The sequence below is a fragment of the Micromonospora sp. HM134 genome (assembly GCF_007833915.1).
Lineage (GTDB): Bacteria > Actinomycetota > Actinomycetes > Mycobacteriales > Micromonosporaceae > Micromonospora > Micromonospora wenchangensis.
Genome location: NZ_CP041061.1, coordinates 523798 through 539531, shown reverse-complemented (window position 1 = coordinate 539531; position 15734 = coordinate 523798). Strand labels below are relative to the sequence as shown.

Here is a 15734-nt window from a genome sequence, read left to right as displayed (position 1 = left end):
GGAACGACGATGACCACCTCACTCGCCGACCAGCTGCGCGCGCTGCCCGACGAGGCGCTCGCCGCACTGCTCCAACTGCGGCCCGACCTCGTCGTGCCGGTGCCGGCCGACGTCTCCGCGCTCGCCCTGCGGGCCGAGTCGCGGGTGTCGGTCGCCCGCGCGCTCGACGGGCTGGACCAGTTCACCCTCCAGATCCTCGACGCCGCCCGGCTGACCCGGCACGCCTCGGACGGCACCACCTCCACCGAGGCGGTCCTCGCCCTGGCCACCGCCGGGCCGCACCCGCCCGCCCCGGCCACGGTCCGTGGCGCACTCGACCGGCTCCGCGCCCGGTTCCTGCTATACGGCCCGGAGCAGGCGCTCCGGGTCACCGGCAGCGTGGACGAGCTGGCGCCGTACCCGGCGGGGTTGGGTCGGCCGGCGGAGGAGCTGGACCTGCGGGCGGCGGCGCTCTGCGCGGACGCCGCGAAACTGCGCCGGACGCTGCTCGCCGCGCCCCCGTCGGCGCGGGCGATCCTGGACCGGCTCGCCGCCGGTCCACCGGTCGGCAGCGTGCCGCCCGGTTCGCTTCAGGCGCCGGCGCTCGGCGCGGAGGGCGACGTGCCACCCGACCCGACCAACGGTGGCGCTCCGACCGGATCGCCGGTGCGCTGGCTGGTCGAGGCCCGACTGCTGGTGGCGGTCTCCGCCGGAACGGTCGAGCTGCCCCGCGAGGTGGGGCTGCTGCTGCGCCGGGACACCGGCCCGCTCGGACCGCTGCGGATCGACCCGCCGCCGGTCGCCGCCCCGCCCCGGGAACCCAAGGCCGTCGACTCCGCCGGGGTCGGGCAGACCATGGAGGTGGTACGGCACACCGAGGCGTTGCTGGAGGCGCTGACCGCCGAGCCTGCGCCGGTGCTGCGGTCCGGCGGGATCGGGGTACGCGACCTGCGCCGGCTGGCCCGTACGGTGGCCCTGGACGAGTCGACGACCGCGCTGCTGGTCGAGGTGGCGTACGCGGCCGGTCTCCTCGGTGAGCTGGACCTCCCCGCCGCCGCGAGCCGGTACGGCGGCGAACAGCAGGTGCTGCCCACCGGCGCGTACGAGGTGTGGCGGGCGGTGTCGCTGGCCCACCGCTGGGAGCAGCTGGCCCGCGCCTGGCTGACGATGAGCCGGCAGGCCGGTCTGGTGGGGCAGCGCGACGACCGGGACCGGCCGGTCAGTGTGCTCTCCGCCGAGGCGGAGCGGGCCGGTGCGCCGGCCGCCCGCCGGGCGGTGCTCGGGGTGCTGGCCGAGCTGGAGCCGGCCACCGCCCCCACCGCCGAGGAGGTGCTGGCGCTGCTCGACTGGCGGGCGCCCCGACGCAGCCGGGGTCGGGAGGCCGCGCACCGGGAGGTGCTGACCGAGGCGGCCCGGCTCGGGGTGACCGGCCTCGGCGCGCTCACCTCGTACGGGCGGCTGCTGCTCGCCGACGTGACGGACACCGACGAGCGGGGTGGGGACGACCCGCTCGGGTTGCGCGCCGACGCCGACGGCGGTGACTCGTCGGGTACGGTCCGGGCGCTGGACGCCCTGCTCCCCGCCCCGGTCGACCACTTCCTGGTGCAGGCCGACCTGAGCGTGGTGGTGCCCGGCCCACCCGATCCGACGCTAGCCGCCGAGCTGGAGACGGTGACCGAGCCGGAGTCGGCGGGTGGGGCCAGCGTGCACCGGGTCACCACGGCCAGCGTCCGGCGTGCCCTGGACTCCGGCTACACGGCCGATGACCTGCACGACCTGTTCCGGCGGCGGTCGCGTACCCCGATTCCGCAGGGGTTGACATACCTGGTGGACGACGTGGCCCGTCAGCACGGTGGGCTGCGGGTCGGCTCCGCCGGCGGGTACGTGCGCAGCGACGACGAGGCGCTGCTCGCGGAGGTGCTGGCCGACCGGCGGCTGACGGCGTTGGCGTTCCGCCGGCTGGCTCCGACGGTGCTGTGCACCCCGTACCAGGTGGGGCGGATGCTGACCGCGCTGCGCGACGCCGGGTATTCCCCGGTGCCGGAGGACGCCAGCGGCACGACGGTGCTGGCCCGGCCCCGGGTCCGGCGGGCCCCGACCCGGGTGCCGTTGACCGGGCGGGCGGTGGACCCGCTGGCCACGCCCCGGTTGGCGCTGCCCCGGCTGCTGGGTGTGGTGGAGCAGATCCGGCGGGGCGAGGCGGCGGCGCGGGCGGCCCGACGGGCCCCGGCGGTGGTCCGTGGCGGTGCGGCCCGTGCGGCGGCCGGCCCGATGCCCGCGCACGGTCACGCCGAGGCTCTGGCGGTGCTCCAGCAGGCGGTCCGGGACAAGGCGCTGGTCTGGGTCGGCTACGTCGACGCGCACGGGGCGACGCTGTCCCGGCTGCTGCGGCCGGTGTCGATCGGTGCCGGCTACCTGCGCGCCGAGGACGAACGGACCGAGATGCTGCACACCTTCGCCCTGCACCGGATCACCGCAGCCGTCCGGGAGAACTGACCGCCCGGCGGCACCGTCTGCCGCTGCTGCTGCCGCTCAGCTCAGCGGCGGCTGCGGCGTACGGTGCCGATGACGGAGACGATGAGCAGCAGGGCGAAGCCCGTGCCGGCGGCCTCACCGACCGAGTCGACGAAGCCCTGTCGTTGCACCAGCCACCCGAAGAGGAACCAGCCGACGACGGCGATCCCGGCGACGGCGTACCCGACCATGGTGGCCGTGGACACCTCGTCGGTCGGTGTCGCCTGCTCGCCGTTCGCCGCGTCCTCGGCGATCATCTCATGGTCGACGGTCATCCCAGCCCTCCCACCCCGTCCGGCCCCGGCTTCCAGGGTGGCACCCGGTCGCCAGGACGGACAGGGGGAAATACCCCCGATCCGGCCCCTATTGACAACTACCGACGGGCCGGACCGAGACGGGCAGGGCGGACGGGCGGGTCAGGTGCCGGGGCGGCGGCCGACCAGGACCACCCGGGCGCCGACCTTGCCCAACTCCCACCAGCGCACCGCGTCGGTGTGCAGCAGGTTGACGCAGCCGTGCGAGCCGATGCCCGCGTTGTGCAGGTAGGTGGTGGTCTCGTGGAAGCCGATCCCGCCGTTGAAGCGCTGCCAGTAGGGCAGCCACACCTCGTACGGGTTGGACCACTCCTTCAGGTTGCGGAAGTTCACCCTGTACGTGCCGGCGGGGGTGGCGTATCCGGCCATTCCGGTGCGGGTGACGGTGGGCTTGGCGACCACCTTGCCGTCGCGCATCACCCAGGTGGTCTGCCGGGTCAGGTCGATGCAGAAGGTGGTGCCGGAGCCGGCGGAGCAGCGCTTGACGTCGGTGGTGGCCAGTCGCTTCGCCACGTCGTACGTCAGTGGGCCGGCGCGACCCTCGGCGGGGCGGATGTCGTACCGCTGCTGGAACTTCTTGATCGCGGCGCAGTCGGCGTCGGTCTGCCGGCCGTCCACGGTGACGGTGCCGAACCCGCCCAGCCGGGCCAGGTACGTCTCCACCTCACGCTGGTGCTCGCCCTGCTGGCAGCGGGTCAGGTTGGCCTTCTGCGGGACGCGCGGGCGACGTCCGGTCGACGCCTTCGGGGTCTTGGTGGCGCGGACCTTCGGCTGCGGCTTCTCCCGGGGCCGGGGCTTCGTGTCGGACCCGGTCAGCTGGTCGGGCAGGGAGGAGGCACCCGCCCCCGTTACCTGTTCCGCACTGCCGACCGGGGCGAGCCCTCCTCCTGTGCCACCCGGGTCGGCCTGCGGCACGGACGCACACCCACCGGCGCCGACCAGCATGACCATGGCCAGGGCGACGACCCGGGCTCTGTGGCGGACCTGCATCGTGTGCCTCCCCGGGTCGGTCGTCCCACTGGTAGACGCGTGCGCTCTGGGAAACGTTGCACCCATTGCGAAGATTTTCTGGCAGTCTCCCACCCCCGTGCAACACTGGATGGTCGACCTGCGGCGGGATTCGTCGCCGATCGGGGAATCCGGCCGAGGAGAGGACCTGGCGTGAGCGGTGGGCCACTGATCGTGCAGTCCGACAAGACGCTGCTGCTGGAGATCGACCACCCGGACGCCCAGTCCTGCCGGATGGCGATCGCGCCCTTCGCCGAGCTGGAGCGTTCCCCGGAGCACGTGCACACCTACCGGCTCACCCCGCTGGGGCTGTGGAACGCCCGCGCCGCCGGACACGACGCCGAGGCCGTGGTCGACGCGTTGCTGAAGTTCTCCCGCTACCCGGTGCCGCACGCCCTGCTGGTGGACGTGGCCGACACGATGGACCGGTACGGCCGGCTCCAGCTCGCCAACGACCCGGCGCACGGCCTGGTGCTGCGGGGGCTGGACCGGATGGTGCTGATCGAGGTCGCCAAGAGCAAGAAGCTCGCCGGGATGCTCGGTGACAAGATCGACGACGACACGATCCGGGTGCACCCGTCCGAGCGGGGTCGCCTCAAGCAGGCGCTGCTCAAGCTCGGCTGGCCGGCGGAGGACCTGGCGGGCTACGTCGACGGTGAGGCGCACCCGATCGAGCTGACCGAGGCCGGCAAGGACGGCGGTAGACCGTGGACGCTGCGGTCGTACCAGCGGGAGGCGGCGGAGGCGTTCTGGGCCGGCGGGTCCGGGGTGGTGGTGCTGCCCTGCGGGGCGGGCAAGACCATGGTCGGCGCGGCGGCGATGGCCGAGGCGAAGGCGACCACGCTGATCCTGGTCACCAACACGGTCGCCGGCCGGCAGTGGAAGCGGGAGCTGATCGCCCGCACCTCGCTCACCGAGGACGAGATCGGGGAGTACTCGGGCGAGCGCAAGGAGATCCGTCCGGTCACCATCGCCACGTACCAGGTGCTCACCTCGCGGCGCGGCGGCGCGTTCACCCACCTGGACCTGTTCGGCGCCCGCGACTGGGGTCTGGTCGTCTACGACGAGGTGCACCTGCTGCCCGCGCCGATCTTCCGGTTCACCGCGGACCTCCAGGCCCGCCGCCGGCTGGGCCTGACCGCCACCCTGGTCCGCGAGGACGGCCGGGAGGGTGACGTGTTCAGCCTGATCGGCCCCAAGCGGTACGACGCGCCGTGGAAGGACATCGAGTCGCAGGGCTGGATCGCCCCGGCCGAGTGCACCGAGGTCAGGGTCACCCTGACCGACGCGGAGCGGATGTCGTACGCGACGGCGGAGGCCGAGGAGCGCTACCGGATGGCGGCGACCGCCCGCACCAAGCTGCCGGTGGTTCGCGCCCTCGTGCAGCGGCACCCCGACGACCAGGTACTGGTGATCGGGGCGTACATCGACCAGTTGCACCAGCTCGGAGAGTACCTCGACGCGCCGATCATCCAGGGTTCCACCACCAACAAGGAGCGCGAGCGGCTGTTCGACGCGTTCCGCTCGGGTGAACTGCGCACGCTGGTCATCTCGAAGGTCGGCAACTTCTCCATCGATCTACCCGAGGCGGCGGTGGCGATCCAGGTGTCCGGCACGTTCGGCTCCCGGCAGGAGGAGGCGCAGCGGCTGGGTCGGGTGCTCCGCCCGAAGGCCGACGGCCGGCAGGCGCACTTCTACACGGTGGTCTCCCGGGACACCATCGACACCGAGTACGCGGCCCACCGGCAGCGCTTCCTCGCCGAGCAGGGGTACGCGTACACGATCGTGGACGCCGACGACGTCCTCGGCCCGAAGCTGCCCACGGTCGACTGACCGGCGCGGCGGGGTGCGGGTAGCCGACAGGCCGTCTTGATCAACGCGCCGGGCGGCTGCGCCCAGGCGCGGGTGTTCTGCGCCCCTCACCGCCGCCCTCTGCGCTGCGTGCGGCGGGTGTGGGTTGTCCCTCGCGCGTCCTTTCGAGCTGATGACGTCAACGATTCAGCCAGCCGCTGCCTCCCCGGCCGCGCCCGGCCCGGGGAGGCAGCCCAGCCCGGCAGGCAACCGTTCCGGCTGGCCGGCAGACTCTCGTCTCGCCCGACCGGCGTCCGCGTCGCCCGAGGGGTACGGTGTCCACAGTAGACAGTTGACACCGTCACGTCGAAGGGAATCCGAGTGAAGCGCCGACTCCTGCACGCACTGGCGATCACGATCGTCGTCATCCCGGGCACCGCCGTGGCCGCCTCGCCGGCCTCGGCGAGCGACGCACCCGGCTACCTGTGCAACCTCACCCAGAACACCTGGCTGCGCACGGCTCCGCACGGCCAGGTGCTGCGCACCCTGACCGCCGGGCGCGGGTTCCGCTGGCACGGCCAGGGCTGGTCCGAGGACAACGACACCTGGATCTACGGCCACGGCGCGGAGGACCCGTCCCTGGACGGCTGGGTCCCCGCCGGCAACACCACCTGCTGACCCCCTGGCCGACACGCACACCATGATCCGCTCAGGGGAGTCGACGTAGCGCTGTCCGACTCATCCCGACACCACTACATCGACTCCCCCGAGTTGATCACAACCCAACGCCCCACACGCCACCCCGGACCCCGCCACACCCGCCGCCCCAGCCCCCGTGATCAAGAGGTTTGCGTCAACTTGAAGATCAAGACTGACGCAAACCTCTTGATCACCGGGAGCACCCCCCAGCGTGCGAGGCAGGGCGGGGTGGGTCAGAGGGTGTGGGTGGGCTGTTCGGTGGCGATCCGGGTGGGCAGGGTGGTGGGGTCGAGGTTGGCGCAGATGACCACGGAGGCGCCGACGGCCAGCGGGGCCAACAGCCACTTCACCGGTTGTTCGTGTTCGGCGGCGTCGACCAGCAGCCGGTCGCCGGGGCGCAGGTCGAGCCGGTCGGCGACCTCCCGGGCGAGGCGTCCCCAGGCACCGTAGCTCGTGCCGTCGGGGGTGGCCGGGGCAGCCGGGTGGACGGCGGCGTAGTCGGGCGGGGTGTCGGTGTGCCGGGCCACCTCGGCGGACCAGTCGAGCCAGCCCACCGGCACGTCGGCCAGTGGTCCGGGGGCGGTGCCGACGAGGTAGCGGTGCACCCCCTCCGGCACGTCCTCCAGCCAGTCGTCCAGGCGTTCCGGGGTCACGAAGACCGCGTCGTACGGTCGCTCGCCGCCCGGTTCGAGGACCGGCAACCCGGCGGTGGCGCGCGGCCGGAACGACACCGCCATCCCCACCGACCAGGCCCCGAGCAACACCGCGGCGGTACGCCAGTGCGGCGGCAACAGCACCGCGACCCGGCTGCCCGGCCCCAGCCCGCACCCGTCGCGCAGCAGCCCGGCGGTACGCGCCGCCCAGTCACCGAGCCCGCTCGCGGTCAGCTCCGTCCGCTCCCCGGTCGCGTCGTCGCAGTAGGTCAGCAGGGGCCGGTCGGCCTGCTCAGGCGCATCGGTCGACGGGGTCACGGCGAGCGGGGCAACCATCGGTCCTCCTGTCCGGACGGAACGCCCCACCCTACCGAGCCGGGAAGAGGTGAGTACGCGTGCGCATGACAGCGCCGTCCGCCGCGACCAGACTCGACCCATGCGAACGAGGATCATGATCGCCCTTGCCGGAGTGGGTCTGAGTGCACTGATGCTGACCAGCGGCTGCGGCTACCGGGAGGACATCTGTAACGATGGCGAGTACCCGGCGATCGCCGTGGGCGGGCAGGGCGGCAGCGCCTGCTTCCCCGATGGTCAGGAGCCCACCGCGCCCTACGTCCGCTACCCGGAGGGCAAGGTTCCCCAGCACGTCGACGACGAGTGGGACGTCTACTGGCGCGACCACGGCATCGACGCGAACGGCGTCATCATCGACGGGTGACCGGAGCGGCCCCGCCCGGCCACCGCTTCGACCAGGGAAGACCAGCCGAAACGACGAGGCCGGCGAGCCAGCTCACCGCCGGCCCGTCGCCGGCAGTTAACCCGCTGGTCGACCTGCGCTCGGTCACGCCTGCCAGCCTCCGTCCGAATCGAAACGTTCGGAGGAGCAGTGACAGCGAGAAGAGTGTTCGCCTCGACGGTGGTGGCCGGCCTGGCGCTGGCCACCCTGACCGCCCCGGGCAGTGCGGTCGCCGCCCCGGATCACCCCGCCCCGGGTGGCACGGTCGCCGCCCAGGGGCGCACCGGCACGGGCAGCGCGGACGCCACCCAGGGTTACCCGGACCGGAAGCTCACCTTCGACCGCACCGCCACCTACCCGGTGTTCCAGAACCGGCCCGAAGGTGAGGACCCGGGCACCGCGACGGTGGCCGAGATCTCCGCGGTCAGCCCGAACGGCCGTACCCTGGTCTACACCGACGCGGCGGCCCGGCGGATCGGCTTCCTCGACATCGGCAGGCCGGATCAGCCGCGCGGCCTCGGCACCCTCTCCCTGGCGCAGCTCGGCAACGCCGAGGACGAGCCGACCTCGGTGGCGGTCGTCGGCCGCTACGTGCTGGTCGTGGTGAACACCAGCGCCGGCTACACCACCCCGTCCGGTCGGCTGGACGTGATCGAACTGGCCACCCGGCAGCGGGTACGCAGCATCGACCTCGGTGGGCAACCCGACTCCATCGCGATCAGCCACGACGAGCGGTACGCGGCGATCGCCATCGAGAACGAGCGGGACGAGGACGCCACCCCGCCCGGTCGTAAGAAGGGTGACCTGCCGCAGGCCCCCGCCGGTTTCGTCCAGCTGATCGACCTCGACGGGAAGGCGACGCCGCAGCGGTGGAAGCTGCGTACCGTCGCACTGACCGCGCCCGACGGTCGGGCGCTGCCGGTGCTGGCCGCCGCCGGGATCACCGAGCCCACCGACCCGGAACCCGAGTACGTCTCGATCAACGGGCGTAACCAGCTCGCGGTGACCCTCCAGGAGAACAACGGGGTCGTGCTGGTGGACCTGCCGACCGGCCGGATCACCCGGGCGTTCATCGCCGGTACCGCCTCGGTCAGCGGCATCGACACGGTCAAGGACGGCCGGATCGACCTGACCGGGTCGATCACCGACGTCCCCCGGGAGCCCGACGCGGTGGCCTGGATCAACGACCGCTACCTGGCCACCGCCAACGAGGGTGACTGGCGGGGCGGCACCCGGGGCTGGTCCGTCTTCGACAGCCGGACCGGTCAGGTGGTCTGGGACGCCGGCAACACGTTCGAGCGGCTCGCCGTCCGCTACGGGCTGCACAACAACGACCGGGCCGCGAAGAAGGGCACCGAGCCGGAGGGCGTGGCGATCGCCGAGTACCACGGCGTGCGGTACGCGTTCGTCGGTTCGGAGCGGAGCAACTTCGTCGCCGTTTACGACCTCACCCGGCCCACCGCCCCGGTGCTGCGCCAGGTGCTGCCCACCACCAACGGCCCGGAGGGGCTGCTGCCCATCCCCTCCCGTGACCTGCTCGCGGTCTCCAGCGAGACCGACGACGCCTCGGTGGGTGTCCGCGCCTCGGTGTCGCTCTACCGGTTGGGTGCGGACAAGCCGGGCTTCCCGAGCATCGTCTCGGCCGACGACGCCTCGGGCGCGCCGATCGGCTGGGGGGCGCTGGGCGCGCTGTCCGCCGTACCGGGCCGGCCGCAGCAGCTCTACACCGTCACCGACGCCGCGTACACGCCGACCCGGATTCTGACCGTCGACACCCGACGCTCGCCGGCCGTGATCACCGACGCGACCACCGTGACCGACGCCGCCGGCACCCCCGTCGGGTACGACGCGGAGGGGATCTTCGCCCGGCCGCAGGGCGGGTTCTGGCTGGCCGTCGAGGGGGCGAAGGGCAGCGAGAACAGGCTGGTCCGGTTGAACGGCGACGGGCGTACCGAGCAGACCGTGCCGCTGCCGGCCCAGGTCGCCGCCGGGCTGGGCAAGCAGGGCTTCGAGGGGGTCACCGCGAGCACCGACCGGCACGGCCGGGAGATCGTCTGGGCGGTGCTCCAGCGGGAGGTCGCCACCGACCCGACCGGCATCGTCCGGATCGGCCGGTACGACGTGACCGCCGACAGTTGGAGCTGGTTCGGCTACCGGCTGGAGGGCACCTCCGTCCCCGGTGACTGGATCGGGCTCTCCGAGGTCACCGTGGTCGGTGACCGGCTCGCCGTGATCGAACGGGACAAGCTCAACGGCCCGGCCGCCGCCGTCAAGCGGATCTACACGGTGCCGCTGCCGACCGGCCCGGCCGCCGCCGGCCCGCTGACGGTGCTGCCCAAGACGCTCGCCGTGGACGTGCTGCCGGCGCTGCGGGCCACCGACGGGTGGACCCAGGAGAAGCTGGAGGGGCTGACCGTCGGCGGCGACGGCCAGGTGTACGCGGTCACCGACAACGACGGCGTCCTGGACGCCACCGGCGAGACCGTCCTGCTGCGGCTCGGCACGTACCGGAAGGTCTTCGGGGGCCGCTGAGCCGACGGCCCGGCCGACCCGCCGTAGCTGTGGGTCGGCCGGGCCGTCGCGCAGCTCACGCCGGCAGCACCGGGCCGCCGTCGAGCAGCGGGGCGAGCAGATCTCCCTGCTTCTCCACCCGCCGCAGCACCTCCCCCGCCGGGTACGGCTTCGCCGAAGGCCGCTTCCCGGCCGCCCCCGCCTCGACCTCGTCCCAGGTCAGCGGCGTGGACACCGCCGGCACCGCCTGTGCCCGCAGCGAGTACGGCGCGACCGTCGTCTTCGCCGCGTTGTTCTGGCTCCAGTCGATGAAGACCTTGCCGGGCCGCAGGTTCTTCGCCATCCGCGACACGACCAGCTTCGGGTGTTCGCGTTCCAGCTCCTGGGCGATCCGCTTCGCGTAGTCGGAGACGAGATCGGCGTCCTGGGTGGCGCTGATCGGGCAGCAGAGCTGCATGCCCTTCTTGCCGGAGGTCTTCGGGTACGCCGTCACCCCGTCGCGGGCGAGCCGGTCGCGCAGCAGGACGGCCACCTGGCAGCAGTGGCGCAGGGTGGCCGGCGGGCCCGGGTCGAGGTCGACCACCATCAGGTCCGGGTGGGTGCCGATCCGCCACTGCGGGGTGTGCAGTTCGAGGGCGGCCAGGTTGGCCAGCCAGACCAGGGTGGGCAGGTCGTCGGCGACCACGTAGTCGATGGTCTCCCGGCCCCTGCTCGACCCGGGCACAGGCAGCGTCTCGGTGCGTACCCAGGCGGGGGTGGCGGCGGGGGCGTTCTTCTCGAAGAACGAGCCACCGGTGACGCCGTTGGGGAACCGGATCCGGGTCAGCGCCCGGTCGGCCAGGTGCGGCAGCAGCACCGGGGCGATCCGGGTATAGTAGTCGATCACCTCGCCCTTGGTGAAACCGGCCTCCGGGTAGAGCACCTTGTCCAGGTTGGACAGCTCCAACGCCCGGCCGTCGACCTCCACCTTCACCCGCTCAGGCATCCTCGACCTCCCCGGGCGGCTTGTCGGGGCGCAGCCGCAGCACCCGGGGGAAGCGCAGCCGCCCGTCCGGGGTGCGCTGGCCGTACCTGACCTCCACCACGATCCGGGGGGTTACCCACATCGCGCCCCGGGCATCCTCGCGCGGCACGTCCCCGGCGAACGGCGACCCGTCGGTGCGCAGCGGTTCGAGTTCGCGCAGCAGTTCCCGTTCCAGGGCCGCACCGATCCCGCCGCCGACCCGGCCCCGGTAGGTGAGCCGCCCGTCGGGGCCGGGCACCCCGACCAGCAGCCCACCGATCTTCCGCGCGCCGGGCCGCCAGCCGCCGACCACGAAGTCGCCGGTCACCTCCAGCTTGACCTTCACCCAGTCGGGTGAGCGCACCCCGGGCCGGTAGACCGAGTCGGCCCGCTTGGCCAGCACCCCCTCCAGACCGTGCTCCCCGGCCGCCTGGTAGGTCGCCGCGCCGTCGGTGAAGGAGGGTGGCACCGCCCACCGGGCCGCGCCGAGCCCCAGGCCGTCGAGCGCCGCCCGCCGTTCGTGGTACGGCCACCCGGTGAGGTCCTCGCCCCGCAGCCGCAACAGGTCGAAGATCATGTACGTGACCGGGATGGTCGCCGACAGCCGGGCCGCCTTCGCCCGGTCCCGGACGTGCATCCGCTCGGCGAGGGCGGTGAACGAGGGCTGCCCGGCCGGGTCGAAGAGGACCACCTCGCCGTCGAGCAGCGCGTCGTCGACCTGCTCGGCCAGGGTCACCAGCTCCGGGTACGCGGCGGTGATCTCCACGCCGGAACGGGCGAACAGGTGCGGGTGGCCGCCGGTCAGGTCGGCGAGCGCGCGGACCCCGTCCCACTTGAACTCGTACGCCCAGCCGGCACCCACCGGGAGCGGCCCGGTCATCGCGAGCATCGGCTTCAACGGCGCGCCGGGCACCTGTCCGACTGTAGTTGCGCACGGAAGCACGTGCGGGGGCTTCGATCGTTTGCGATCCTGGTCAGGTCGGGGAGAGGAGCATCGGGATGCGGGCGATCTGGAAGGGAGCCGTGTCGTTCGGGCTGGTCTCGATCGGGGTGAAGCTCTACTCGGCCACCGAGGAGAAGGACATCCGGTTCCACCAGGTGCACCGCGACGACGGCGGCCGGATCCGCTACAAGCGCACCTGCTCGGTCTGCGGCGAGGAGGTCAGCTACGACGACATCGCCAAGGGCTACGACCTGGGCGGCGGCGAGCTGGTGATCCTCACCGACGCCGACTTCGCCGACCTGCCGCTGACCAGTTCCCGGGCGATCGACGTGCTGGAGTTCGTCCCCGCCGAGCAGGTCGACCCGATCCTCTACAACAAGGCGTACTTCCTGGAGCCGGAGGGGACCGCGACCAAGCCGTACGTGCTGCTGCGCGACGCGCTGGCCGACTCGGAGCGGGTGGCGATCGTCAAGGTGGCGCTGCGCCAGCGGGAGCAGTTGGCCACCCTGCGGGTCCGCGACGGGGTGCTGCTGCTCAACACGATGCTCTGGCCCGACGAGGTACGTACCCCCGACTTCGGCTTCCTGGACGAGGACCTGAAGGTCCGCCCGCCGGAGTTGGCGATGGCCGCCTCGCTGATCGACTCGATGGCCGGCGAGTTCCAGCCGGACGCCTTCACCGACGACTACCGGGCGGCCTTACAGGAGGTCATCGACGCCAAGGTCGAGGGGCGCGAGGTGGTCCAGCCGGCGGAGGAGGAGGCCGCGCCGGCCGCAGCGGTGGACCTGATGGCGGCGCTGAAGGCGTCCGTGGAGCGGGCCCGGGTGGCCCGGGGCGAGACGCCGTCCGGCGGGGCCGGCGAGCCGACGCCGATCTCGTCGGCCCGGTCGGCCAAGCAGGCGGCGAAGGCACCGGGGGCGAAGGCCGAACCGGCGAAGAAGACCACCGCCCGCAGGACCACCGCGAAGAAGACCCCGGCCAAGCAGGCGGAGCCGGCCAAGAAGACCGCCGCGAAGAAGACCACGGAGAAGAAGGCCACCAAGGCCGCCGCGAAGAAGACCGCCGAGAAGAAGGCCACCCCGCGCCGCAGCGCCTGAGCGGCGGACCCGCCCGACGCCCCGGCGCGACGGTGGGCCGTCCGCCGGGGGTCGTGCGTCGGTCAGCCCCGGCCGAGCTTCTCGGTGGGGGTGATCCGGACGATCACCCGCTCCTCGTCGGGCCGCCGGAACGGGTAGGTGTCCTGCCCGAGGTACTTCTTGGCCAGCCGGTCGATGTGCGCGTCGGCGCCCTCGGTGACGAACTCGGCGGTGCCCTTCACCCAGAGGGTGCGGAAGTCGTCGGCCCGGTCGACCACGGAGACCGCGACCACCGGGTTGCGGGCGATGTTGTGGTACTTCTGCCGCCCCTTGGCGGTGTTGAACAGGATGTGCTCGCCGTCGACGTCCACCCAGACCGGGGTGACGTGCGGCGTGCCGTCCGCCTCGATGGTCGCCACGTGGGCGAGTTGCGGCTCGGCGAGCAGGGTCTTGTCTTCGTCGGTGAGGATCGCCATGGTCGAGAACCTACCGCCGGACGGCTCCCGGCACCCGGAAAGAGCGGCACGTAACGGCACGCCCCGGCCCGTTCGGGGGCACGACGGGCGGGCGACGGCCCACCCTCGGCATCGATCCGGGTACCGTGTGCGCTGGCCACGGAACCGGGTCGCCGGGCCGGCCACCCACATCAGCAGGGAGTCGAGGACGTGAGCGAGCGTACGGAGAACCGTTCGGCGGGCCAGGGTCAGGCCCCGGAGACGAAGGCACAGCGGCGACTCGCCGCCCAGTTGGCGGCGCAGAAGGCCGCCGAGGCGCGCAAGCGCCGGCAGGCGTGGCTGGGCGCCGTTGCCGGCGTGGCCGTCATCGCGGTGATCGTCGGGGTGTTCGTGGTGGTCCGCAACGGCGAGAAGGACGACCCGAAGCCGGCGGCGGCGCCGGCCGGCTGCGCGGGTGACTTCCCCAAGCTGCCCGACGGGGCCGACCAGGCGCTGTGCACCAAGCCGCAGGCCACCAAGGGCGAGGGCGAGCTGACCGGGCTCAAGGCCACCCCGCTGATCCGGGGCACCGGCCCGGCCGCCCAGGCCGGCCAGCAGATCACCGTCAACTACGTGGGTGTGTCGTACAAGACCGGTGAGGAGTTCGACGCCTCCTGGAAGCGGTCCGAGCCGTTCACCTTCGGCCTCGGCCAGGGCAACGTCATTCCCGGCTGGGACCAGGGCATGCAGGGTCAGACCGTGGGCAGCCGGGTCCAGCTCGACATCCCCGCCGACCTGGCGTACGGCGACAAGCCGCAGCGTCCCGGCGCGCCCGCCGGCCCGCTGCGGTTCATCGTCGACGTGCTGGCGGTGCAGTAGACCACACGGGTCTTCCGGCCGGCACCTACCGGCAGTAGGTTCGGGGTCACCGTGGGCGGCCGGTCCGCGCCACGGTGACCCTCACCGACCCGGAGGTGCGCGTGCCGCCGCTGGACGACCCCGGGCGGACCGCCCGGCTGATGTGGACGCACGTCGAACCTCTGCACGCGATCACCTACTTCCACCCCCGGGCCCGCGCCGCCCACGAGGCGATCGGGCTGCGCGGCTACTGGCGGGGTTACTTCGCGGGCCGGGCCGCCCCGCTGGGGCCGGTCGACGCCGCCCCGGTGACCGCCGTCTTCTTCACCTTCGCCCCGCCGATGGTGAGCCGGGCGCTGCCGGCGGTGTGGCAGCTCGCCGCCCCGCAGGAGGCGTTGCGCGCCCGGCTCACCGGGGCCGTGCAGGCGCTCGCCGAGCTCACCTACGAACTCCCCGAGGCGCACCTGGCCGAGGCGGCCACGCTGCTGGAGGCCGCGGCCGTCGGGGCGGACACCGCCGGCCGGGTGCTCGGCGCGGCCAACGCCGCCCTGCCGCGCGGCGACTACCCGCTGGCCCGGCTCTGGCAGGCGGCCACCACGCTGCGCGAGCACCGCGGCGACGGGCACGTGGCCGCCCTGGTCGCCGCCGGTCTCGACCCGGTCGAGACGTTGGCGTTCCGGGTCGCCCTGGACCGGCCGGAGGAGCATCTGCTCGGCCGGGGCTGGACCCGGGACGAGTGGGCGCAGGCGCGGGCCCGGCTGGTCGACCGGGGGTGGCTGACCGACGGGGGCGCCCCCACCGAGGCGGGGCGCGCCGGCCTGCGGGCGGTGGAGGACGCGACCGACCGGGCCGCCGCCCGTCCCTGGCTGGCCCTCGGCCCGGACGGCACGGAACGGCTCCGTGAGCTGCTGGTCCCGGTCGCCCGCGCCTGCCACACGGTCATCCCCCCGGACAGCCCGATCGGGCTTCCCGCGCTCTCCTCCTGACCACCGCGGCCCGTCGCCCGAGTCGGACCATCGGTGTCGTACCGGGCAGACACGTCGTAGCAGGTCGTCGGTGGCCGACACACGTTGTTGACACATGTTTCATCGTCGGCGAGACTTCGTGATCGGGAGCGCTCCCACACCGGGGTGGAGTGTCGTCTCCTTCTCGCCGTGGCACTGCCACGCGAGCCCTCCACCCTCCAGGTCGGCTGCCGGCCGCCGTATGCCCTGT

General features: G+C 73.2%; 14 protein-coding genes. 8 read left to right on the top strand and 6 right to left on the bottom strand.

What is annotated here, in order from left to right:
• The first annotated feature begins 9 nt into the window (after nt 1–9).
• On the top strand, nt 10–2475 hold the full coding sequence (locus FJK98_RS02755; protein ID WP_145917609.1) for a helicase-associated domain-containing protein: 2466 nt from the start codon (nt 10–12) through the stop codon (nt 2473–2475).
• Nucleotides 2476–2516: 41 nt separating this feature from the next.
• Here FJK98_RS02755 and FJK98_RS02750 read toward each other — a convergent pair whose 3' ends face one another.
• Both FJK98_RS02750 and FJK98_RS02745 read right to left on the bottom strand, forming a co-directional pair.
• Complete coding sequence (locus FJK98_RS02750) at nt 2517–2768, bottom strand: hypothetical protein (RefSeq protein WP_145917608.1); 252 nt, start codon at nt 2766–2768, stop codon at nt 2517–2519.
• A gap of 141 nt (nt 2769–2909) precedes the next feature.
• Nucleotides 2910–3797 carry a L,D-transpeptidase family protein gene (locus FJK98_RS02745; RefSeq protein ID WP_145917607.1) on the bottom strand — a complete coding sequence of 296 codons (888 nt, stop codon included), beginning with the start codon at nt 3795–3797 and terminating at the stop codon, nt 2910–2912.
• Nucleotides 3798–3968: 171 nt separating this feature from the next.
• Between FJK98_RS02745 and FJK98_RS02740 the strand changes: the two genes are divergently transcribed.
• Nucleotides 3969–5648, top strand: coding sequence for a DNA repair helicase XPB (locus FJK98_RS02740; protein ID WP_145917606.1), 1680 nt, complete (start codon nt 3969–3971; stop codon nt 5646–5648).
• Between the two features lie 339 nt (nt 5649–5987).
• Nucleotides 5988–6284: a hypothetical protein gene (locus FJK98_RS02735; RefSeq protein ID WP_145917605.1), complete on the top strand. Its 297-nt coding sequence runs from the start codon at nt 5988–5990 to the stop codon at nt 6282–6284.
• A gap of 254 nt (nt 6285–6538) precedes the next feature.
• Here FJK98_RS02735 and FJK98_RS02730 read toward each other — a convergent pair whose 3' ends face one another.
• The gene (locus FJK98_RS02730) at nt 6539–7294 is read right to left on the bottom strand and encodes a TIGR03089 family protein (protein ID WP_145917604.1); all 756 of its coding nucleotides are present in this window, start codon (nt 7292–7294) and stop codon (nt 6539–6541) included.
• 100 nt (nt 7295–7394) lie between these two features.
• Between FJK98_RS02730 and FJK98_RS02725 the strand changes: the two genes are divergently transcribed.
• Both FJK98_RS02725 and FJK98_RS02720 read left to right on the top strand, forming a co-directional pair.
• The gene (locus tag FJK98_RS02725) at nt 7395–7676 is read left to right on the top strand and encodes an SCO0607 family lipoprotein (protein WP_205789364.1); all 282 of its coding nucleotides are present in this window, start codon (nt 7395–7397) and stop codon (nt 7674–7676) included.
• Between the two features lie 168 nt (nt 7677–7844).
• On the top strand, nt 7845–10226 hold the full coding sequence (locus FJK98_RS02720) for an esterase-like activity of phytase family protein (RefSeq protein WP_240762572.1): 2382 nt from the start codon (nt 7845–7847) through the stop codon (nt 10224–10226).
• 55 nt (nt 10227–10281) lie between these two features.
• Here FJK98_RS02720 and ligD (FJK98_RS02715) read toward each other — a convergent pair whose 3' ends face one another.
• Nucleotides 10282–11190 carry a non-homologous end-joining DNA ligase gene (gene ligD / locus FJK98_RS02715; RefSeq protein WP_145917602.1) on the bottom strand — a complete coding sequence of 303 codons (909 nt, stop codon included), beginning with the start codon at nt 11188–11190 and terminating at the stop codon, nt 10282–10284.
• On the bottom strand, nt 11183–12121 hold the full coding sequence (ligD, locus tag FJK98_RS02710; protein WP_145917601.1) for a non-homologous end-joining DNA ligase: 939 nt from the start codon (nt 12119–12121) through the stop codon (nt 11183–11185). The genes ligD (FJK98_RS02715) and ligD (FJK98_RS02710) overlap by 8 nt, the downstream gene beginning before the upstream one ends.
• Before the next feature lie 86 nt (nt 12122–12207).
• Between ligD (FJK98_RS02710) and FJK98_RS02705 the strand changes: the two genes are divergently transcribed.
• Nucleotides 12208–13248: a Ku protein gene (locus FJK98_RS02705; RefSeq protein WP_145917600.1), complete on the top strand. Its 1041-nt coding sequence runs from the start codon at nt 12208–12210 to the stop codon at nt 13246–13248.
• A gap of 62 nt (nt 13249–13310) precedes the next feature.
• Here the strand turns inward: FJK98_RS02705 and FJK98_RS02700 are convergent, their stop codons facing one another.
• A complete protein-coding gene (locus FJK98_RS02700) occupies nt 13311–13703 on the bottom strand; it encodes a PPOX class F420-dependent oxidoreductase (protein WP_145917599.1) in 393 nt (130 codons plus the stop codon).
• A gap of 189 nt (nt 13704–13892) precedes the next feature.
• On the opposite strand from FJK98_RS02700, the gene FJK98_RS02695 reads away from it, so the two are divergent.
• Both FJK98_RS02695 and FJK98_RS02690 read left to right on the top strand, forming a co-directional pair.
• A complete protein-coding gene (locus FJK98_RS02695) occupies nt 13893–14540 on the top strand; it encodes an FKBP-type peptidyl-prolyl cis-trans isomerase (protein ID WP_145917598.1) in 648 nt (215 codons plus the stop codon).
• Between the two features lie 140 nt (nt 14541–14680).
• Nucleotides 14681–15505 (top strand): hypothetical protein, encoded by an 825-nt coding sequence (locus FJK98_RS02690; RefSeq protein ID WP_145922532.1) that lies wholly within the window; start codon nt 14681–14683, stop codon nt 15503–15505.
• Nucleotides 15506–15734 lie beyond the last annotated feature (229 nt).